General features: G+C 69.3%; 10 protein-coding genes. 8 read left to right on the forward strand and 2 right to left on the reverse strand.

Features of this window, described 5'->3' with window-relative positions:
• Positions 1-48: 48 nt before the first annotated feature.
• Positions 49-4,455 (forward strand): BREX system serine/threonine kinase PglW, encoded by a 4,407-nt coding sequence (gene pglW, locus ABZ810_RS10240; RefSeq protein WP_358401661.1) that lies wholly within the window; start codon positions 49-51, stop codon positions 4,453-4,455.
• 14 nt (positions 4,456-4,469) lie between these two features.
• On the forward strand, positions 4,470-8,117 hold the full coding sequence (gene pglX, locus ABZ810_RS10245) for a BREX-2 system adenine-specific DNA-methyltransferase PglX (protein ID WP_358401663.1): 3,648 nt from the start codon (positions 4,470-4,472) through the stop codon (positions 8,115-8,117).
• 545 nt (positions 8,118-8,662) lie between these two features.
• Here the strand turns inward: pglX and ABZ810_RS10250 are convergent.
• On the reverse strand, positions 8,663-8,887 hold the full coding sequence (locus ABZ810_RS10250; protein WP_358401665.1) for a hypothetical protein: 225 nt from the start codon (positions 8,885-8,887) through the stop codon (positions 8,663-8,665).
• A 153-nt stretch (positions 8,888-9,040) separates the two neighbouring features.
• On the opposite strand from ABZ810_RS10250, the gene ABZ810_RS10255 reads away from it, so the two are divergent.
• The 6 genes from ABZ810_RS10255 to ABZ810_RS10280 all read left to right on the forward strand — a co-directional run bounded on the left by ABZ810_RS10255 (position 9,041) and on the right by ABZ810_RS10280 (position 20,432).
• Positions 9,041-9,868 carry a helix-turn-helix transcriptional regulator gene (locus tag ABZ810_RS10255; RefSeq protein ID WP_358401667.1) on the forward strand — a complete coding sequence of 276 codons (828 nt, stop codon included), beginning with the start codon at positions 9,041-9,043 and terminating at the stop codon, positions 9,866-9,868.
• A 14-nt stretch (positions 9,869-9,882) separates the two neighbouring features.
• Complete coding sequence (locus ABZ810_RS10260; RefSeq protein ID WP_358401716.1) at positions 9,883-10,071, forward strand: DUF397 domain-containing protein; 189 nt, start codon at positions 9,883-9,885, stop codon at positions 10,069-10,071.
• A gap of 107 nt (positions 10,072-10,178) precedes the next feature.
• Entirely contained in the window at positions 10,179-14,069 is a 3,891-nt protein-coding gene (locus ABZ810_RS10265; protein ID WP_358401669.1) for a PglY protein, read from the forward strand.
• Between the two features lie 11 nt (positions 14,070-14,080).
• A complete protein-coding gene (gene pglZ, locus ABZ810_RS10270; protein WP_358401671.1) occupies positions 14,081-16,951 on the forward strand; it encodes a BREX-2 system phosphatase PglZ in 2,871 nt (956 codons plus the stop codon).
• Positions 16,948-18,291 carry a BREX system ATP-binding protein BrxD gene (brxD, locus tag ABZ810_RS10275; RefSeq protein ID WP_358401672.1) on the forward strand — a complete coding sequence of 448 codons (1,344 nt, stop codon included), beginning with the start codon at positions 16,948-16,950 and terminating at the stop codon, positions 18,289-18,291. The genes pglZ and brxD overlap by 4 nt, the downstream gene beginning before the upstream one ends.
• A complete protein-coding gene (locus tag ABZ810_RS10280) occupies positions 18,288-20,432 on the forward strand; it encodes a DEAD/DEAH box helicase (protein ID WP_358401674.1) in 2,145 nt (714 codons plus the stop codon). The genes brxD and ABZ810_RS10280 overlap by 4 nt, the downstream gene beginning before the upstream one ends.
• Here ABZ810_RS10280 and ABZ810_RS10285 read toward each other — a convergent pair.
• Positions 20,422-22,059, reverse strand: a complete 1,638-nt coding sequence (locus ABZ810_RS10285; RefSeq protein ID WP_358401676.1) for an integrase — start codon at positions 22,057-22,059, stop codon at positions 20,422-20,424. The genes ABZ810_RS10280 and ABZ810_RS10285 overlap by 11 nt on opposite strands.
• Positions 22,060-22,230 lie beyond the last annotated feature (171 nt).

Raw genomic sequence — 22,230 nt, forward strand, 5'->3', positions numbered from 1 at the left:
TCTCGCGCGAAGCGGCGCGGTGAGCAGGTGGTGAAGCGGAGGACGACGGTGCCGGATCCGAACACGCCCGTGCCGAAGCCGCCGCGGTCCGCACGGCGCTGGTTCCAGGAACGCAAGTCCGAGTACCCCTGGGAGCAGGCGGGGCTGGACTACATCGAGTCGCTCATGCCCAAGGTCGAACCGTATCGGGCTTGGGCCACCTTTTCTTTCGTCGCGCCCTCCGGCCGTGTCCATGAATGCGACCTCTTCATCGCGACTCCGGGCGGCCTCTATCTCGTCGAGCTCAAGGGGCACCTCGGTGAGGTCACCAACAACGGCTCGACCTGGAGTTTCCGTAGCTCGCACGGCGTCAAGAGCCTGCGCAATCCGCTGCCCCTCACCAACCAGAAGGCCAAGGAGCTCAGGCAGCGCCTGTCGTGGGCGGCCGAGCAACTTCCGGGTGATCTGAAGGTTCCCTGGATCGAGCCGGCGGTCTTCCTCACCGACGCGAACCTCACGTCGTCGCTGGACGAGGTGCAGCGCACCCGGGTGTACGGGCGCGACGAGGCCGCGACCGGGCTCGACCGGATCTGGGGAGATCTCCTGGGCGTGCCGCCCGCGAAGGAGTCCCAGCGGGTCTCCCCGCGGTTCTCCCAGCACCTTGAGAGCCTGTTGCGGAAGATCGGTATCTCGACCTCCCGGGCACACCTGAGGTTCGACGACGACTGGAGGATGCGGGACGAGGTCCTGGACGCCGGTCCGACCTGGGAGGACCGCCTGGCGGAGCGCAAAGGCCTCGTCCAGGAGGAAGGCCGGGTCCGCATCTACCTGGTCAGAAGGCAGGCCACCGACGAGGACAGGCGGTCGGTGCAGCGGGCGGCCAAGCGCGAGTACCAGGTGCTGCAGGGCATCAACCATCCGGGCATCGCGCAGGCCGTGCAGATCCGCGACCACGATGCCGGTCCCGCCATCCTGTTCCGGCACGGTGAGAGCGACCTCCGGCTGGACGCCTATCTCGACGTGTACGGCTCGTCCCTCACCCCCGAAGCGCGCCTGGACCTCGTCCGGCAGTTGGCCGAGGCGGTGCGGTACGCCCACAACCGGTCGCTCTACCACCGTGCTCTGGCAGCCCGTTCGGTCTACGTCTCGTCCAGGGACGACGGTTCCAAGCCCGTACTGAGGATCATCGACTGGCAGACCGCGGCACGGGACTTCGACACGACGAAGCCGATGTCGATCGGCCATTCCAGCCTCGACGACGCCAACATCGAGGACGCGGCGCTGGTCTATCTCGCGCCGGAGTTCGACCTGCCCTTCGCCGACCCGGTCGACCTGGACGTGTTCGGTGTCGGGGCCATCTCCTACCTCATCCTCACCGGACAGCCGCCCGCGCCCGACCGGACCGCGCTCATCGACCGGCTGGCCGAGGCCGGCGGCATCCACCCCTACGCCGTCGCGGACGGTCTCACCGACCAGCTCGACCGGCTCGTCTTCGAGGCGACGCAGGGCGAGTACGCCAACCGGCTGGAGTCGGCCGACCGCTTCCTGGCCGAGCTCGACCGGGTCGAGCAGGACAACGCGGTACCCGAGGACGTCCCGGTGGAGACCTGGGCCGGTGTCGACCCGCTGACCGCGAGCCCCGGCCAGGCCGTCGACGGCGATTCCGAAGGGGTCTGGTACGTCGAGCGGTTCCTCGGCAAGGGCGCCAACGCACAGGCATTCCTCATCGGCCGGACCGTCGAGGACGACGACGGGCAGGAGCCGCGCGAGACGCGCGTTCTCAAGGTCGCCCAGGACGAGAGCAAGGCGGCGCACATGCGCGCCGAGGCCGAGGCGCTGGCCAAGGTCGGCGGCGGCGCCATCGTCCGGCTGCTGGGAGGACCACGCGGGCTGGGCGGCCGGACCGTCCTCGATCTCGAGTTCGCCGGTGACCGCACCCTGGCCGCCTGGCTGCACGACGAGGGCAAGCTCACCTACCACCAGCTGGAACGGTTCGGGGGCGACCTGTTCCGGGCCATGGACCAGCTCGCCGCCAAGGACGTACGGCATCGCGACCTGAAGCCCGAGAACTTCTGCGTGCTGCGCCGCGCCGACCGCACCTGGGAGCTGAAGCTCCTGGACTTCTCCCTGACCGCCGTCTCCGATCGCGACCCGACCGCGGGCACGCGCGGCTACCTCGACCCGTTCCTCGGCACCCCGAGCCGCCCCGACTTCGACGACCACGCCGAGCGCTACGCCGCGGCCGTGACGTTGCACGAGATGGCCACCGGGGAACGGCCCAGATGGGGTGACGAGAGGACCGATCCGCGGCTCACGGACGACCCGTTGCCCTACCTGTCGGCCGAGCTGTTCGAGCCCGCCCTGCGGGACGGGCTGACGGCGTTCTTCCAGCGTGCGCTGCACCGGGACGTCGCCCAGCGCTTCGACACGCTCAAGCAGATGGAGTCCGCCTGGCGGGACGTCTTCCACAAGGCCGACACGACCGCGCCCCTGACGACCCAGGACACCCTGATGGGGCACGACGCGGAGACCGGCCTCGGCCCCGACGAGCTGAGGGCGGCCAGGGACGAGGCCGCACGGGCGGCCACCCTCGACACCTCGCTGATCGTGGCCGGTCTGTCCCCGCGCGCCCTGTCCATCGCCGCGGGCTTCGACGCCACGACCGTGCGCGAGCTACTGGACGTCCCGCCGTACAAGATCTCCAAGGCGCGCGGGGCCGGTGCCATCGCCAAGAAGGAGCTGGCACGCCGGCACCGGCAGTGGACCGCCGAACTGCGTCCCGGACCCGAGCCGGGGGATCAGCCCGTCGCCGGACCTGCGGGGCGAGAACCCGCAGCGCCCGGGGCCCGGCTCCAGCTCGATGACATCGTCGCGCTGCTCGTCCCCACCACAGGGCGCAAGGACTCCAAGAAGCCCCAGGTGCTGCGCCTGCTGCTCGGCCTGCCGGGGCCAGACGGCGCTCTCCCTGAGGAAGTCGGGCTGTGGCTGACGCAGCCCAGGGTCGCCAAGAAGGCCGGGACCACACAGACGACGGTGTCCCGGCACCATAAGGACGCGCTCGGCGAGTGGGCGCAGGCGACCTGGCTGGAGCCGATCAGGAAAGAGCTCGTCGGCCTGGTCCGGAAGATGGGCGGCGTGACGACCGCGGCCGAGCTGGCCGCCTCGCTCCGGGTCGGCTACGGGGCGGCCGAGCAGCCACCCGAGGTGATCGCGGCCAAGGCGTTCGCCGTGGTACGCGCCGCCGTCGAAGCCGAGATGTACACCGGCCCGGGGCAGCAGGAGGGACATGAGCCCCGCCTCGACCGCATGCGCCGCGGCCAGCGGATGCTGATCGCTCTGGAGTCGATGCCGGGCACCAACGATCCGGCCCCCGTCGAGCTGGCCGATTACGCACTCGCGCTGGGCGGCCTTGCCGATGACCTCGCCCGTCAGGAGCCGCTGCCGGGCAGCGGGGAGGTCATCCGTGAGCTGCGCCGGATCGCTCCGCCGGACGGCATGAGGCCGCTCTCGGACGATCGCCTGGTACGGCTGGCCGCCGCCGTGGGGCAGGACGCGATGGCCTCGCCCGCGCTCCAGCTCTACCCCCGCGGCCTCGATCTCGCCAAGGCGCTGCGCCTCGCGCAGGCGGGGGCGGGCGTCCGGCATCCCCAGGGCATCACGCTCGCCGACCTGTTGCGCAAGACCCAGGCCCGCTTCCCGGACCTGGACGTCTACGCGCCGGTCCCGACCCATGTGCGGATGGAGGAGGCGCTACAGGAGGCGGGCTTCCCGCTGCGCTACGACACCGTCACCGAACGGTTCCTGCCGCCCGCCCCGGCGCGCCATCTGACCTCGTCGGGCACCACCACGTCCACCAGCCGGTATCCGGGCACGGTGCCCGCTGGGCAGACCCGCGAGGAGATGGTCGCCGCCCAGCTCGCCACCGCCGCGCAGCAGGGCGGGTTCCTGGCCCTCACCGTGGACGTCAAGCGGCTCCCCGGCACGGCATCCGCCCTGGCCGCCGCCTACCCGGTGGTCCCGGTCGATGTCGCCGAAGCGTTCCTCGCCGAATTCCGGGCACTGGCCGCCGAGCACGGGGCCGACTGGGGACAGGTCCTCCGTGCGGACGAACGCCTGACCCGCACCGGCGAGATGCCCAGCGGCCTCCGCTCGTTCGTCACCCGTGTCCTGGAACGGCTCGAACACCGGCTGCTCGACCGCGCCACCGAGCCCCGAACTGTCCTGTTCCTGCACAACGCGGGCCTGCTGGCCCGATACTTCGAAGTCGGCGGACACGACCTGCTGACCCGTCTGCAGAACGCCGCGCGCCGTCCGGCCGACGTACCGCACGGACTGTGGCTGCTGTGCGCCTCCGAGGCCCCGAGGGCCCTGCCCAACCTGGACGGCAGGACGGTCGAGGCCATCGGCGGCACCGCCGAATGGGCGGTGCTCGACAAGGCGTTCTTGAACCATCTGACCGGCACCGCGGCGGCATAGAGAGGGACCGACGAGTGAGCGTGGACAAGGCGACCCTGCTGAAGGACCTGCGCAAGCAGGTCACAGCCCTTGAGGACGACCTGCGCGAACGGACCGAGGCCGAGCCGGAGATCTCCGAGGCCCTGAACGCGGAGTACGCCGAGGCACGCAAGGCTGAGCGGACCGCCCTCACCTACGGCCAGTGGCGCGACGACCGCGTCACCCAGGCCGCCGTCGCCTGGATCCTGGCCACCGTCTTCGTACGGTTCTGCGAGGACAACGACCTCATCGCCGACCCCTGGATCGCTGGCCCCGGCGACCGCCTGGCCGAAGCGGACGAACGCCACCAGGAGTTCTTCCGGCGCCACCCGGAGAAGAACGACCGCGACTGGCTGGTCGAGGCCTTCGACCACCTGGCGGGCACCAACGAGACCGTAGAGGGCCTCTTCGACCGCGACCACAACCCCCTGTGGGGGCTGCCACCTTCCTATGAGGCGGCCAGCGACCTCCTGAAGTTCTGGCGCCGCACCGGCCCCGATGGTGAAATCGTCCACGACTTCACCGACGACCTGGACACCCGCTTCCTCGGCGACCTCTACCAGGACCTGTCCGACCACGCCAAGAAGACCTACGCCCTGCTCCAGACCCCGGAGTTCGTCGAGGAATTCATCCTCGACCTCACCTTGGAACCGGCCATCGAGGAGTTCGGCCTTGAGCCGCCCTGGCGGCACAAGCCCGCAGGCTGGCCCGGCGACGACCCGGTGGTCCGTGGCCTCCGCACCATCGACCCGGCCTGCGGCTCCGGCCACTTCCTCCTCGGCATCTTCCACCGCCTGCTCGCCAAATGGCAGGCCGAAGCCCCCGGCCTCGACCGCTGGGAGCAGATCCGCCGCACCCTGGAGTCCATCCACGGCTGCGACAAGAATCCCTTCGCCGCCGAGATCGCCCGCTTCCGTCTCCTGGTAGCCGCCCTCCACGCCGCAGGCGAAACCCGCCTGGACCGCGCCCCAAGCTTCCCCATCAACGTCGCCGTAGGCGACTCCCTCCTCCACGGCCGAGGTGCCCGCACCCCGACGCCCACCCTCTTCAGCGCCAAGCAGTTCACCTATACAACCGAGGACATCAACGAGTTCGCCGAACGCCGCGACCTGCTCGGCATGAACTCCTACCACGTCGTTGTCGCGAACCCGCCCTACATCACGGTCAAGGACAAGCAGGAGAACGAGAACTACCGCGCCTACAACGCGGCAGCGGGCAAGTACGCGCTCTCAGTCCCCTTCGCCCAGCGAATCTTCGAACTGGCGATCCGCACCGGCGGCTCGGACCGCGCCGCCGGATTCACCGGCCAGATCACCTCCAACTCATTCATGAAGCGCGAGTTCGGCAAGAAGCTGATCGACTGGTTCCACAAAGAGGTGGACCTGACCCATGTGGTCGACACCTCGGGCGCCTACATCCCCGGCCACGGCACCCCCACGGTCATCCTCGCCGGTCGCAACCGCACCGCACTCGGCCAGTCGAAGATCCGAGCGATCCTCGGTGTCCGAGGCGAGCCCTCGCAGCCCGCCGACCCCGCCGACGGCCTCGTCTGGAACGCGATCGTCGACCAGATCGCCCGCCCGGGCAGCGAGTCAGAGTGGGTAAGCGCCGCCGATCTCGAACGCTCCATGCTCGCAGGCCATCCCTGGTCACTAAGCGGAGGCGGCGCAGGCGACCTCCGCGAACTCATTGAGGCTGCGGCGATCCGGCGTCTGGGATCGATAGCCGACTCGATCGGCATCACAGCCGTCACAGGCGAGGATGACCTGTTCCTGCTGCCAACCAACGGCGCTGCTCGTCGCCTAGGCGTCACTGCCACCCGACCGATGATCGTCGGTGACGCCGTCCGCGATCACTGCGTGCAGTACGGCCTTGATGCGATCTGGATGTACGACGAAAAGCTCGAAACTCTTGCGTTTGACGAACTCGGACCCACCACGCGGCTGCTCTGGTCTTACCGATCGGCGATTTCACAGCGCAAGCGATTCGGTGTTCCGATGGTTGCTCGCGGGATGTCATGGTGCGAATGGCAGGAGCTCTATCCGAGCAAATTCCGGACCGCTATGTCGATCGTCTATGGCGAGGTGGCCACTCATAACCATTTTGCTCTAGACCGTGGTGGAAAGGTATTCAAGCAGACTGCGCCGGTGATCAAGCTTCCCGAGGGAGTAGGTGAGGATGAACATCTTGCCCTCCTGGGTCTGCTGAACTCGTCAACAGCCTGCTTCTGGCTCAAGCAGGTAAGCCATGACAAGGGCAATAGAGGTGGTGAACGCTCAACGGGACGATATGCGTGGGAGAACTACTTCCAATTTAATTCAAGCAAGATAGAGCGCTTCCCGCTACCTGTGCCCTCCGTGAAGGGGCTGGCTAGACATATCGACGATCTCGTGCAGGATTATAGGCTCCGTGAGCCCTCCAGTTTGGCTGGCACGGTTGTTCCATCGCGTGCAGTTTTGGACGATGGGCGATCCCTGCAGTCGAGTATCAGGGCACGAATGATTAGTGCCCAAGAAGAGCTGGATTGGCAGGTGTATGACGCCTACGGATTGTTGTCGGATGTCAGGAAGGAGGATGTTGGTTTCTCTGACCCGTATTCGACTCCCGAGGTGAGACTCGGTGAGCGTGCGTTCGAGATTGTCTTGGCGCGCAGGGTTGTGACAGGTGAAGTCGGTGGAGAGTGGTTCGACCGGCATGGGTCAACGCCGATCACTGAGGTTCCGGAGCGGTGGCCGGAGGAGTATCGGCGTGTGGTGCAGGCTCGGATCGATCTGATTGAGGAGTATCCGAAGACCATCGGGTTGCTGGAGCGGTCCGAGTACAAGCGGCGGTGGTCGGCCGAATCCTGGGAGCAGGAGGAACGGGAGGCTCTCCGGGCATGGATTCTTGATCGGTGCGAGGGGCCCGAGCTTTGGTACGGGCTGCGCGATGGGCTGCAGCATCCTCGTGCGCTGACGGTCAGCCAGCTTGCTGATCAGTTCCGTGATGACAAGGACATGCAGAACGTGGCCGCGCTGTATGCGGACGACCATCTGGACAAGCGTGATCTGCCGATGGTGAAGGTGCTTGAAGAAGTCATTGCGGACGAGCATGTGCCCTATCTCGCCGCTATGCGTTATACGGATATCGGCCTTCGCAAACGGGAGGAGTGGGAGCGGGTCTGGGAGCTCCAGCGCGAAGAGGATCGGACCGGCGAGCGGCTCGACATCGCGGTGCCGCCGAAGTATGCGCCCAAGGACTTCCAGAAGAACTCCTACTGGTCGCAGCGCGGCAAGCTCGACGTACCAAAGGAGCGGTTCATCTCGTATCCGGGAGCGAGCCCGGATTCGGACGGCACCTTGCTCCTTGGGTGGGCTGGATGGGATCACAAGGACCAGGCGCAGGCGCTTGTCAACCTGGTCAACGACCGGACCGAGCAGGCGGCCTGGGGCGAAGAGAAACTGCAGCCGCTGCTGGCGGGTTTGCTTGAGGTCATGCCGTGGGTCCATCAGTGGCACGGCGAATACGACTCCGAGTGGGAAGGTGTGCCCGCCGAGGAGTTCCAGGCTTTCCTGGACGATCAGCGCAGCCAGTATCAACTCTCGGAAGACGACCTCAAGAGTTGGCGGCCTCCGGCGAAGGGGCGCGGGCGTAAGAAGGCCTGACCGCGCGACCGGGAGACGGGGACATCCCGGCCGCGCGGAGAATGAGCCTTACTGGCGTGGGCGTGTCTTGGGGATGGCCCGAGCGAGGGTCAGCCAGCAGGAGATACGGGGGAAGCGCCGTCGGACCTCCGGCACATTTCGATCTGGTGTAATGCCCCACGCGATCGGGAGCCACGGCCCGAGGAGGAGTGCGAGCGTCTCTGCTGCCGACGCCGGGTCATTGTGCGGTCCGAGCAGGATGCCGGTGCTCGTTCGGAACCACCACTCGTCCGGGTGGCTACCGGGATCGGCTGTGATCGTCTCGCCGACGTGGGTGGCGGAGGGCATGTAGACGCGCAACCTCGGCGGGGTGTCGGTGTAGCAGGGGAGCGTCGTCAGGCCCTTGTTCGCGAGCGCGTCCGCGAGGCGGTCCAGATGGACGGTCGGGGAAGAGGCCGCACGGACGGTGCGCCTGGGGAGACGCTCACCGGCCGCGCGGCCCTTCCTCCTTCTTTGGAGCCACGCGCGCCAGCGGCGCGGCTCCTTGGGGTGAGGTCGTAGGAGCGTCATTGCCGGATCCTGCGTTCGCGTTCGGTATCGAGGGCCTGGCGCAGTTCGGCTGCGTTGTCGCGGATCACGGTCGGGTCGATTCCGGCCGAGTCGTCGTGGAGGGTCGCGACCCAGTCGCCCGGGAGGCCGTCGTACCGGACCGATCGCCAGATCCGGTAGGCGGGGTAGTCGCTGCGAAGCCGGGCGAGTGCCTGGTCATCGGGGGTTGTATGCGTGTCCATCACGTGGCGAGCCTCATGGGTCGGAAACTCTCGGTTACGACACACAAGCCTGCTGTGATCGCCGTACGCTCGGAAAGAGCAAGAAGCCCACCGTCCGAAAGCCCGTGTCGGTCGTTAGAAACTGCCCCCGGTTTCGAATCCTCGGAGTGCCCGATGCCCCGTCGCCCCCGTGACCCTGGTGTCCCGCAATCGCCAACTGAATACTTCGGGACTGAGCTGCGCGCCCATCGGGAAGCGACCGGTCTGACCAGGCCGAAGCTCGCGGAGCAACTGGGCTATACGCCCCAGTGGATCGGCCAGGTCGAGGCTGGCAAGAGCACGCCATCCGAGGACTTCGCGAAGGACTGCGACACGTTCTTCCAGACCAACGGGACATTCCACCGAATCTGGACATGGATCCAGCTTCTTGGGAGGCTCAAGGTGCTTCCGCCAGGCTTTCCCGATTTTCTGGAACGCGAGGCTGAAGCCACCGTGATGCATATCTTCGAGACGATGGTGATCACAGGCCTGTTCCAGACTCCGGAGTACGCCTACGAGGTCCTCAAGACCGGGCAGAAGTTGGAGGTGGTCGAGCAGCGGCTGGCCACCCGGATGGAACGCCAGAGGCTTCTGGAGCGGGAGGCCCCGCCGCACATCGTTGCGGTCTTCGACGAAGGAACGATCCGACGCCCGGTAGGTGATCGAGACATCATGCGGGGTCAGATCGAGCGGCTGATCGAGCTTGCCGAGCGGCCGAACATCACTGTTCAGATCGTTCCGTCCAGCCGAGGCTCATATGCAGGCTTGCCGGGCCCATTCATCATTCTCGGTTTTGACGACGAACCCGACGTCGTCCATGTCGGCGGATACCTGGAAGCGCAGCTCATCGAGCATCCTGCCGCCGTTCGAGAGTATGGGATACAGTTCGATTTGATCAGAGGTGCGGCTATGTCCACCGATGACTCCCTTGAGCTACTTCGCGAGATTTTGGAGAGCCTGTGAGGAAGTCGAGGCCTGTGCCGTGCTGGCGCAAGAGCAGTCACAGTGACAACACCGGCGGTGCCTGCGTGGAGTTGGCCGATCTTGGTGGTGGGGTCGCGGTGCGGGATTCGAGGGATCCTGAGGGGCCTCGGCTGGTGTTCGGGGATGCCGCCTGGGGGGCGTTCGCTCGGCGGATCAAGGACGGCGGGCTCGACCTGGTCTGAGGCGGGCGATCTCCCCGGTAAAGGCCGAGTCAAGCATCGTGAGTCGGACTATCTTGGTGCCCGTACAGGGGCATTGAGGGGAGTCGAGACGTGCGGACGGTGGCGGTATGAGCGGCCCGACAGACCTCTTCCTGCGCGACGTCCTCGACATTCCCGAGGAGGTCCTGGCCGGCGACTTCAAGGTCGAGCTGTCGAGCGGGTTCGACGAGGCCGACCAGCGGATCGACGAGTACGTCGTCACCGACCAGCTCAAGGGGGCCTTCCGGAGCGCGCTGAACGTGGTCAAGGCGTCGGTGCTCGGCGGCAAGTCCAACGCGGCCTATCTGCACGGATCGTTCGGCTCCGGTAAGAGCCACTTCATGACGGTCCTGCACGCCGTCCTGGAAGGGCAGCACGCGGCCCGGCGCAAGGACGAGTTGCAGAAGCTGATCGCGGACAACGACGGCTGGCTCCGGGACCGCAAGTTCATGATGGTGCCGTTCCACCTGGTCGGCGTCACCGATCTCGACTCGGCGATCCTGGGCACCTACGCCGAAGCGGCTCGGAGGCTCGGGCTTTCCAGCCCGCCGGTGTATCGCTCGGACGCGCTGCTGGACGACGCGCGCAGGCTGCGGGAGAGGCTGGGGGACGACGCCCAGTTCATCGGAATGCTGGGTGGCTCCGGGCAGGGGCACGAGCAGCCTGACGACGACCTGGTGAACCTGGACCGCGCGGCCGGGCCCGGGGGCTCGGCGTGGAACAGTGCCGATCTCGACCAGGCGTTCGCGGCTCCGGTCGGCGACCCGCTGCGCACGGCACTGGAGTCGGCGCTGCTGGACGGGCCGTTCACCGCCTATGCCAGCGGCACCCGGGGCGCGGCGAACGCGTTCCTGCCGCTGGAGAACGGCTTGGCCGCGATGAGCCGCCATGCGCAGCAGCACGACTATGACGGGATCATCCTCTTCCTGGACGAGCTGATCCTGTGGCTGCAGGCGCACATGTCCAACCAGGAGAAGGTCAACACCGAGGTCAGCAAGCTGGTGAAGCTGATCGAGTCCGGTGAGGGCGGGCGGCCGGTGCCGATCATCTCGTTCATCTCCCGGCAGCGGAACCTCTCCCAGCTCGTCGGCGAGGACGTGGTCGGCGCCGACGTGAAGAACCTCGAAGCCCAGGTCGAATACCTGGCCGGCCGGTTCACGGTGATCAACCTGGAGGACCGCAACCTCCCAGAGATCATCAGGGCCAGGATCCTGCGGCCCAAGGACGGCATGGAAGGGGTCCTGGACACCGCGTTCTCCGGCATCGAATCCGCCAACCCGCAGGTCCGGGACGTTCTGCTGGACGCCCACGGCGCCACGCACGCCGACTGGAAGGACTTCCGCGACGTCTACCCCCTGTCGCCGGCGCTGTTGAACGTGCTGGTGGCCCTGGCGGGCGCGTTGCAGCGCGAACGGACCGGTCTGAAGCTGCTGACCACCATGCTCTCGCGGCGGCGGGACGACATGAGGATCGGCCAGCTCATCCCGATCGGCGACCTGTGGGACGTGCTGGTCGAGGGAGTCGGCGAGGCGTTCACCGACCACCTGCGGCAGGAGGCCGAGACCGCCAGGAACTTCCACGGCAAGGTCCGGGCCCACCTGCTGGAGAAGTACGGATCCGAGGACGACGACCGGTTCCGCGCGGACGACCAGATCGTCAAGACGCTGATCCTGTCGGCGCTCGCGCCCGACGTGTCCGCGCTGACCCGGCTCACCGGAGCGCGGCTGGCCGCGCTCAACCTCGGCTCGATCCGGTCGCGGACCGTGCCGCCGGGCAACGTCGTGGTCAAACGTCTGCAGGATCTGATCGGGGCCGGATTCGGCGAGATCCGCGCGGACGGCGACCGCGACCCGGTGTTCACGCTGCACCTGTCCGACATGGACGTGGAGCCGCTGCTGGAACAGGTCGGCGGCCAGGACAACCTGGGCGCCCGCCGGATCTGGGTGAAGACCCGGCTCTGGGAGGCCCTGAAGGTCCAGGACACCGGCGCCTTCGTCTCCGAACGGGACCTGGTGTGGCGGGGCAGCCGCCGCACGGCGGAGTTCGTCTTCGAGAACGTGCGGGACGACTCGATGTTGCCGGACGAGCAGTTCAAGCCGACCGTCGAGGGCCGGATCCGGTTCGTGCTGGACTACCCGTTCGACATCCCGGGCAAGTACCCCGTCGACGACGCCGGGCGCGTGGATCGGCTGCGCCGCGACGGTATGGAGGCCGACACCCTGGTGTGGCTGCCCGACCACATGTCCACCCAGAAGTCCAACCAGCTCGGCCGGCTCCTGAAGATCCGTTACCTGCTGGAGCGGGACCGCCTGGACGACTACGCCGGTCACCTGGCCACCGACCAGCGCATCCGGGTCCGGCATCAGCTGCAGGCACAGGCCGACAACCTCACCTCCCAGCTCACCGCCCTCCTGCAGCAGCTCTACGGAATCTCCGGAGGCGACGAGGGCAACGTGGCGGCCGAGGTGCCCGACCAGCGGCACGTCCTGACGCTCCGGCCGGGCCACGACCGGCTCAGGCTCCACGGCGGCGCGGGCTTCGAGTACAACATGCTCGAACTGGCGGGCGGCCTCTACTCCAAGATCTATCCCAAGCATCCCGACCTCGACCTCGGCGGCACCCGCAAGGCCGTGACGAACGGTGAGCTGCGGACCGCGCTGACCTGGATCACCAAGGCCATGGAGGACCGCTCCGGCCGTACCGTCGTCGACCGGGACAAGCTCGCGCTGCTGCGCCGGATCGTGCATCCGCTCGAACTCGGCGAGGTGCACGACGGCCCGCTCACCGTGTCGACCGAATGGCGCCGGCGGATCGAGCAGCTGGCCGCCCAGCACCACCGGACCGGTGACTACCCGGTCGAGGAGATCCGGGAGTGGATCGCCGAGTACGGCTGGACCGGCCTCGACAAGCCGGTCGCCAACCTCATCATCGCGACCTACGCCCTGCTGGCCGACCGGGTCTGGGTCCTGAACGGCGGCCCGGCGCAGCCGCCGGAGCTGGAGCGCATCGGTTCCGGCTGGGCGCTGCGCGACCAGCCCAAGCCGACCGAGGAGGAGTACGAGGCCGCCCGCGGCCGTGCCGCGAGGCTCTTCGGCGTGAACGTGCCGGAGACGCTCTCGGTCCGCAACGTCGGCAGGCTCGCGGCCGAGGTCAGGGAGAAAGCCCAGACGCTCGGCAACCCCGTGAACGACGTTCGCCGCGCCCTCGAACGGCACGCCACCGCGCTGGGCATCACCTATCCGCAGGTGTCGCGGCGCCGGTCCGCCCGGCATGCCGCCGACCTGCTGGCGCTGTTGTCGGCGGCCCGCACGGACACCCCGCTGGTCAAGGAACTGGCGAACGCCTCCTACGACGTGTCCGACGAGGTGCTCGGCGCCGCGCTCGCCTCTGCCCCCGAGGTTCTGGCAGCCCTCGACGGAGACCACTGGGACCTGCTGGAGAGCGTGCGGGGTTTCGTCGCCCGCGGTGACCTCATCGGCGAGCAGGCCGGTCGGCTGGTCGAGGACGTCACCGAGGCGGCGACCGCCGACGAGTTCACCATCCGCCTGGCCCCGGTGCTGGCAGAGGCCCGCGCCCGGGCACTCCACCTGATCCGGCGGGCCGCCGCCCAGCACCCCGGCCCGCCGCCTCCCACACATCCCGGCCCGCAGCCGCCCGCGGCCGGCCCGGACGTGTCCGAGCCGCACGACGGGCAGAGCGCAGGCCAGGTCAGTCTCACCGACCACGGCCGCCCCGCCGTCCCGTCCCATCCGTCCGTCCCTGCGGTCCCCTCCGATCCGCCTGGACCCGCGACGGAGACTCCGAGCCCGCCCGGCATGCGCCGCAGGCGAGTCGAGCCCACGCAACTGGAGAACGCTCTGGCCGAGACGCTGGCGGACATCAAGGCGTTCGCCGCGGCCAACCCGGGAGTCTCCATCGACATCGCCTGGCAGCCTGCCGACATCACTGGAGACCGGACGGAAAGCGGGCGGGAAGGGTGACCTTGCCGCCCATGGTCGACCGGCGGGTGCTGGAGGCGCTCCTGGACCTCGAACTGCCCCGGACCCCGCGCGGGAACGGCGCCGCCGCACCGCGGCTGGTGATCGTGCACGGGCGTTACCGGCCGGGCGCGCCGACCGAGTTCAGCGTGCGCATCGGCGAGCAGAACCGTCAGGTCAAGGTCAGCGACCAGGCATCGGTCCTCGGCGTGATCGACGCTTGGGAGGAGCACAACGCCCGTGCCTCCCGCGCCGATTCAGACTCCGTCCTCGTCGTCACCACCGGCGTCGATGAGAACGAGCTCGGCCTCGACCTGCGCGGGCACGCCCTCGGGCGCAAGGCCCTCAGCGTCGACCGGGCCGAGATCGTCAAGCAGCGGTTCGGCGCGGCCGATCTCGACCCCCGGATCCGGCAGGACGGCTGGCTGGTCGACGCGCTCCTGGACGCCGAGCCCTCCGACGGATGGCGCGACCATCCGGCCGCCACGTCCTGGCGGCGCAGCGGTGGGACCGTGCTGACCCGCGACGCCGCCGTCCACGCGCTGGTCGAGGCCCGCCTCGACATCTCGGGTGCCCTGTCCGGCACCGGCCCCCGGGACACGATCACCTACCGTGACCTGGACGCCGACACCTTCCTCGCCTGGTCACGTACACCGGGGGCGGCCGAGAGATTCGCCGCGCTCCCGCAGGCCGAGCGGGAGGGGCTCGCGCAGTGGCTCAGGCAGTCGGCCGGTGACGCCGTCGCCGTGCTCCTGGCCCTGATCGAGGCCGGTCGAGGCCGGGACGCCATGCCGCTCGGCGTCATCGCCGGGGTGATGACCGGACCCGCGGCGTCCCCCGAAGTGGCATTGACCGTCGGCGGCCTTCTAGCGGGGATCTCCGTGCATCCCGCCGAGCTGCGTGCCTTCAACTCCGCCGTGCAGGGCACCCTGGCCCGCTGGATCGGTGAGGCCGGGTCCGAGCGGCGAGGGCATCAGGCGGCCCGGGACCGTGCCATGGCGGTCCTGGAACGCGCCGACGCCCTCGTGCACGACGCGGGCTTGGACCAGGCCTTCGCCGGTGATCCGTTCCTGCCCTCCGGGCTCGACGCCCGGCTGCGGGATTTCGCCACGGTGCTGCAGGAGCCGCCGCAGACCGTGGACGCGGCGTTGAGCCGGGTCATGGACCACCAGCTGGTGGGCCTGTTCGCCGACCGTCGCGATGTCGCCGAGATGGCGGCCAGGATCCGGCGGTGGCTGGAGGTCTCCGCCGAGGACAGGATCACGTCGGTGGCGGATGGCGTCCGGCGGCACGTCGCCGAGTGGGGCTGGGTCGACCGGGCGCTCACCGTTCTGTGGGGCGGCGACCCGCGGCGCGACCCGATGCTCGAACGGGCCTACCGCGCGCTGTACGAACGCGCGCGGGCGCGCCGTGCGGAGCTGGACCGGCAGTTCGCCGAGCATCTGGCCACGTGGGCCACCACCGCGGCCGCCGAAGCGCCGGAGGGAACGCTCCCGGTGGAGTCGGTGCTCTCCCAGGTCGTACGCCCGCTCGTCGGCGAGACCGCACCGCTGGTGCTCGTCCTGGACGGGATGAGCGGCTCGGTCGCGGCGCAGCTCGGCGAGGAACTCGCCCGCACCGGTCGCTGGCTGGAAGCAACGGCCGTCCCGGGCACACGCCGCGCCGCCGTCTCCATGATCCCCTCGGTGACGAGGCTGAGCCGGGCCTCGCTGCTGTGCGGGAAACCCTGCGCGGGCGGCCAGGCCACGGAGGCGAACGGGTTCGCCGCCTTCTGGAAACGGCACGGCGGGGACGGCGTTCTGTTCCACAAGTCGCAGATCCCCGGGCGGGCCGGTCAGCGCTTCGCGGACGCCCTGCTGGACGCGCTCGCGGGCGACGACGTCGTGGGCGTCGTGCTCAACACCATCGACGACGCGCTCGACCATGACCGTGAGGGCGACCGCATGGGCTGGACGCCGTCCCACATCACCTTCCTGCCTGATCTGCTCAACGCGGCCCGCGACTTCAAGCGGCCGGTCGTGCTGGTCGCCGACCACGGCCATGTGCTGGAACGCGGTGAGCCCGGCTCGCCACCCACCCCCGCGCCGGGCGCGGAGTCGGCCCGGTGGCGGACCGGTGCCCCCGCCGAGGGCGAGGTGGAGCTGACCGGCCTACGGGTGCTGGAGGGCGGCGGCAGGATCGTGGCCGCCTGGCGGGAGGACATCCGCTACACCCCGCGTAAGGCGGGCTATCACGGCGGTGCCTCGCTTGCGGAGATGAGCGTGCCGGTCCTGGTCATGCTGCCGTCGTCGGACCTGCTTCCGCGGGGCTGGACCGTCCTGCCGCCCGAAGAGACCGTTCCGGCCTGGTGGAGCGCGCGTACCGGTGGCGCTCCCGGAGCCACCGCACCGGCACCCGCGCAGGAACCGGCCCCGGCCCCGGCGCCGGCCAAACCGCGCCGCACCACCAAGCCGGAGCCGCGCCAGAGCGAGGCGCTGTTCCCGGTCGGCGAGGTCGAGGCCGAGGCTCCGGCCACCCGGATCACCCCGGCCGCCGCTGCCAAGCCCGCCGCTGCCCCGGCCACCCTGGGGTCTCGGGTGACGGGATCCGCGTCCTACGCCGACCAGAAGAAATACCTGCGCAAGGCGCCGGAGGCCCGGCAGGTGGCAGCCGTCATCGACGCCCTGGCCGGAGCGGGCGGGACCCTGTCACCCGCGGCCGTCGGTTCGGCCGCGAGCGCGGCCGGAGGCCGTCCGCCGCGCAGCCCCGAGCTGTTCATCACCGCCCTGCAACGGCTGCTCAACATCGAGGGTTACACGGTGCTCGGGCTCATCGACGGCGGCCGCACCGTCAAGCTCGACGAGGAGCTCCTCCGCGAGCAGTTCGGGGTAGAAGACACCTCATGAGCAGTGCATCGCCCGGTACGGCTCTGGTGAGCGCCTCGCGCCGCAGGGAGGTCATCGACGCCCTGCGGCGCGGCACCGTGCCGCAGGCAGGTCTGGACCTGCTCGCCGTGGGGCTCGATCGTTTCGCCGGGACCCTCGACGAGGAGCTGGCCACGGTCGGAAGGGGAGGGGCCGCCTTTCACGCCGTCCGCGGCGAGTACGGATCGGGTAAGACCTTCTTCGCACGGTGGCTCGGAGAGCGTGCCAAGCGAGCGGGCCTGGCCGTCTCGGAGATCCAGATCTCCGAGACCGAGACGCCGCTGCACCGTCTTGAGACCGTCTACCGGCGGCTCACCGAACGGCTGACCACCGCGACTCACCCCGCCAGTGCACTGCGCCCGGTGATCGACCTGTGGTTCTACACCCTGGAGGAGGAGGTCCTCGACGCCGGGGAGGTCGCCGAGGACGACGCCGAAGCATTGGCCGGGGCCGTGGAGGAGCTGATGGAGCTCCGGCTCGCCGACGTCGCCCGTACTACGCCCGCCTTCGCCGCGGCGCTGCGCGGCTACCACAAGGCTCGTTCGGAAGGGGACGCCGCCACCGCCGAAGCACTGATCGCCTGGCTGGGCGGGCAGCGGTCCGTCGCCGCCTCGGCCCGCCGTGCCGCGGGAGTCCGCGGCGACCTGGACCACTTCGGCGCGCTCGGCTTCCTGCAGGGCCTGCTCACCGTGCTCCGGGACTGCGGGCACCCCGGCATGCTGGTCGTGCTCGACGAGATCGAGACGCTCCAGCGGGTGCGCGGCGACGTACGGGAGAAAGGGCTGAACGCGCTCCGCCAGCTGCTGGACGAGATCGACGGCGGCCGCTTTCCCGGGCTCTTCCTGGTGATCACCGGAACGCCCGCGTTCTTCGACGGGCAGCAGGGTGCCCAGCGGCTGCCCCCGCTGGCGCAGCGGCTGGCGACCGACTTCACCACCGATCCGCGCTTCGACTCCCCGCGTGCGGTCCAGCTGCGACTGACCGGCTTCGACCTCCCGCGGCTCGGCGAGCTGGGGAGCAAGGTGCGGGATCTCTACGCCGCCGCCGCGAGCAACCCCGGGCGCATCGCCACCCGGGTCGACGACGCCTATCTCGCCGAGCTGGCGACGGCCGTCACGGGAGAACTCGGCGGGAAGGTGGGCGTGGCGCCCCGGGTGTATCTCCGCAAGCTGGTCGCCGACATCCTCGATCGGGTCGAGGAGTTCCCCGACTTCGATCCGCGTCGGGACTACGCCCTCACCATCGGTTCCGGCGAACTGAACGAGACCGAGCGCAACGCGTCTGCCACGGGGGCGGGCGATGTCGAGCTGGACCTGCCGTGACCACCCCGGAGGGGGGAGGTCTGGACCGGCTCTCCCCGGCCCTGGTGCACCACATCGTCAACTCGCTCGGGTGGCGGTCGCTGCGCCCGCTCCAGCGGGAGGCGATCGAGCCGCTCCTGAACGGCTCCGACGCCGTCCTGCTCGCTCCGACCGCGGGCGGAAAGACCGAGGCCGCCGCCTTCCCCATGCTGTCGGCTATGGAGGAGCACGGCTGGACGGGGCTCTCGGTGCTCTACGTGTGCCCGTTGAAGGCGTTGCTCAACAACCTGCTGCCCCGTCTGGAGACCTATGCGGGGTGGCTCGGCCGCAGGGCCGCGCTGTGGCACGGCGACGTCGCCCAGCCCGCCAGGCAGCGGATCCTGCGCGACCCTCCCGACCTTCTGCTGACCACTCCGGAATCGCTGGAAGCGATGCTGGTCAGCACGAAGGTCGACCACGAACGATTCTTCGGGGGGCTGCGGGCGATCGTCGTCGACGAGGTGCACGCCTTCGCGGGGGACGATCGCGGATGGCACCTGCTTGCGGTGCTCGAAAGGCTGACGAGGCTCGCCGACCGGCCGATCCAGCGCATCGGCCTCTCCGCCACGGTCGGCAACCCGGCAGAGTTGCTGCACTGGCTCCAGGGTTCGGGACGGAGGGAGAGGAGCGCCAGAGTGATCGCCCCCGGAGTTGCTCTGCCGGCTCAGGGGGCCTCGGCCGCCGGCCAGTCGGAGGCGGACATCGAACTCGACTATGTGGGCTCGGTGCCGAACGCCGCAACCGTGATCGCGGCACTGCACCGGGGCGAGAAACGACTGGTGTTCTGCGACTCCCGGCAACTGGTCGAGGAACTCGGCGCGGCGCTGCGCGCTCGCGGGGTCACCACGTTCCTGTCGCACGCCTCACTCTCCCTTGACGAGCGGCGCCGGGCGGAGGAGGCGTTCGCCGAAGCCCGTGACTGCGTCATCGTCGCGACCAGCACCCTGGAACTCGGCATCGACGTCGGTGACCTTGACCGCGTCATCCAGATCAATGCTCCCGCGACCGTGGCATCGTTTCTGCAACGGCTCGGCAGGACCGGCAGGCGCGCAGGCAACGACCGCAACTGCCTGTTCCTCGCACTGAATCACGACGCACTGGTGACGGCGGCGGGCCTTCTGCTCCTGTGGAGTCGCGGATTCGTGGAACCGGTGGAGGCACCGCCGGAGCCTCGCCACATCGTCGCGCAGCAGATGCTCGCGCTGTGCCTGCAACAGCACAAGGTCGGCGACCGGCTCTGGACAGAGCAGTGGAACGGTCTGCCGCCCTTCGACCGCAGTGCTGAACCGGTCGTCAGGCACCTGATCGAGAACGGTTTCGTGGAACGGGACGGGGAGTTCATCTTCATCGGCCCGGCGGCGGAAGCGAAGTTCGGCCGACGCCATTTCATGGACATGACGGCGGTCTTCGTCGCTCCCCCCGAGTTCACCGTCCTGGCCGGTCGGCAGGAGATCGGGAAGACCGACCCGATGCTGCTCACCGAGAAGGTGGACGGTCCACGCCTGCTGCTCCTCGGCGGGCGCAGCTGGAAGGTCACCTGGATCGACTGGAAACGGCGGCGTTGTTTCGTCGAGCCGTCGGACGGAGGCGGCAAGGCCCGCTGGTTCGGGGCAGCGCACTCTGGCGTGGGGTTCGCGCTGACCCGCGCCTGCCGGGACGTGCTGCTCGGCTCCGATCCCGCGGTCAGACTGACCGAGCGAGCCGCACGGCACCTCGCCGAGGCTAGAGAGAACAACCTCGACACGGTGCATCCGAGCGGAACGGTCATCGCCCGGCACGGTGATGACGTCCGATGGTGGACGTGGGCCGGATTCCGGGCGAACGCCGTGCTGACCGCCTCGCTGTCAGGTCTGACCGACGAGCGGCAGCGGTTCGACGACGAGTGGGTCAGGCTGCGAAGCGACCTCACACCCGAGATGTGGCGGGCAGGGACCGAGGACGCCTCCGAACGACTCTGCCTGCCGGAGGTCGACGAAAGGGCGTTGAAGGGGTTGAAGTTCGCCGAGGCCCTTCCGGAGCGCCTCGCCGTCGCCACGCTCGCCGCCCGTCTCGCGGACTTCGACGGTGCGCTGGAGGCGCTCGGCGCTCCCGTGCGTTTCGTGACCGGCCACGTCAGCCGATGAGCTCGCCAAGCTCGGGACCGAGATCGTCCCCGACGAGTTGGAGTGCCATGTCGGCCTTGGCGGCGAGCATGAGCGGCGCCACCCCGTCGACCAGGTGCGCATGCGTGATCCTGTCAAGGGCGGCACCGACCAGCGGCGCGGACACCCGGAGCGTCGCGGGGAGCGCCAGGCCCCCGACCGACCCACCATGGAGCACGATGTTCCGGCAGCGGTAGAGGCGGCGGAACGACACCTCGACGTAATGGCGCACCCGGCCCAGGACCTTCCGGGGCTCGTTCAGCACGTCCTCCATCCGGTGGATGGCGGCGATGTCGCTGCTCATGCGCCACGTCCGTCGCAGGGGGAGGTCGTCGGGGCCGCGGAGCCTCGCCTCGATCAGCGCGGCCCGTTCCTGGTTCGTCCGGCACGCCGCCAGACGCTCGCTCAGGTCGTCGCCGCTCACCTCGCGGACCTGGTAGGACAGCGCCGTCAACTCGGCCCTCGGCCAGGAACACGCGACGAGGGCGGCCGCTCGCGTCGCGGCCACGGCTCTGCCCTGCTCGTCCGGATCGCGGGGTTCGGTGAGCATCGACTCCAGCGCCGCCCATCCTCCGGTCAGTGCGGCGGCGAGCGGGCCGTTGTTCAGCGCCGAAGCGATCTCCAGCGCGTCGTCGACCGGACTCCGGCTCTCGGGGCCGAGGCGCTGAACCTTGCTGCCGACGATGTACTGGCGGCGCTCCGCCGCGAGAGACAGCACGAACGCACCGCGGGACGGCGCCCGCAGCGCCATGGGGCGATCCCGCCCGTCAACGATGACCTGGTCGAGAGGGACCACCGAGCCGGCGGCGGCCCCGAACCTGGCCCGCGCCTGGAGACGTTCCACCAGCTCGTAGGCGACCTCGACGGCACGCTCCGGGTCCCGGGCCGGAACCTGGTAGGTCAGCGCTCCCACGATCGGCGCTCGCTTGGTCTTGATACGGGCCTTCTGGAGCAGCGCCAGCGCCTCGGCTTCGGGTAGCCAGTTGGGCAGGTGAGAGGCGAGCCGCTCATGGTCCGGGAGCCGCCGGAAGGGAACGACGACCTTCCAGGTGGTGAGCGGTTGCGCGTGGAGCGCCGCCGCCTCGGCGATGAGATCTGCCGCCGACAGACCCAGCCGTCCGTCGCGCAGCCAACGCTGCAGCCCGCCGAGGCTGTGCCCGCCGTCCAGCAGATGGGACGCGACGGCGCGAGCCACGCGCTCGGGCCGGAGCGGGGCCGGCGCTGCGACATGCGACGCCCACCGGCCGAGGTAGCCGGGTCGCGCGGCCTCGATCAGGTATTCCAGGCGGCGCCGTGCGTCGCTGGAGACCGTCAGCGACGTCCGGAGAACGTCCTGGAGCTGCTTGCGCACGTCCTTGGTGCCGAGTGCCTGGTCGTCGCCGATGATCCGTTCCAGCGCTCGGCTCTGCCAGTCGACCGCCACCTGATGGAGTACTCGCCGGTCGACCCATTCGCCTGCCTCATGCAACTCCTCGAGGGCCAGGAAGGTCCCGGTGTCCCAGATCCTCCGTGGCCAGGGCGTCGAGGGGCTGGTGAAGTCGAGCAGCCGCGTCGTGATGTGGCGCGAGTAGGCCGAGGTGGGGTCCTGTCCGACCGGGGGTGATGTCATCGCAGGTCCTTGCGGGAAATGGAGAGGGCGCGGTCCGAAAACCGCGCCCTCGGGGGCAATTCGCCCCGGTTTAGCTCGTCGCCGCAATCGCGACGTAAAGAGATGATACCCGCCACCCCGTGAATGTGCTCGGCGGTTGATCGATCGCGCTCGCCGGCGCCTTGACTCGGC

Source organism: Spirillospora sp. NPDC047279, from assembly GCF_040643285.1.
Classification (GTDB): Bacteria; Actinomycetota; Actinomycetes; order Streptosporangiales; family Streptosporangiaceae; genus Spirillospora.

What these genes read in the sequence shown, in the direction of transcription:
- ABZ810_RS10250 (WP_358401665.1), bottom strand. Translation starts at nt 8,887, where the DNA reads ATGGACACGCATACAACCCCCGATGACCAGGCACTCGCCCGGCTTCGC.
- ABZ810_RS10255 (WP_358401667.1), top strand. Translation starts at nt 9,041, where the DNA reads ATGCCCCGTCGCCCCCGTGACCCTGGTGTCCCGCAATCGCCAACTGAA.
- ABZ810_RS10265 (WP_358401669.1), top strand. Translation starts at nt 10,179, where the DNA reads ATGAGCGGCCCGACAGACCTCTTCCTGCGCGACGTCCTCGACATTCCC.
- pglZ (WP_358401671.1), top strand. Translation starts at nt 14,081, where the DNA reads ATGGTCGACCGGCGGGTGCTGGAGGCGCTCCTGGACCTCGAACTGCCC.
- brxD (WP_358401672.1), top strand. Translation starts at nt 16,948, where the DNA reads ATGAGCAGTGCATCGCCCGGTACGGCTCTGGTGAGCGCCTCGCGCCGC.
- ABZ810_RS10285 (WP_358401676.1), bottom strand. Translation starts at nt 22,059, where the DNA reads ATGACATCACCCCCGGTCGGACAGGACCCCACCTCGGCCTACTCGCGC.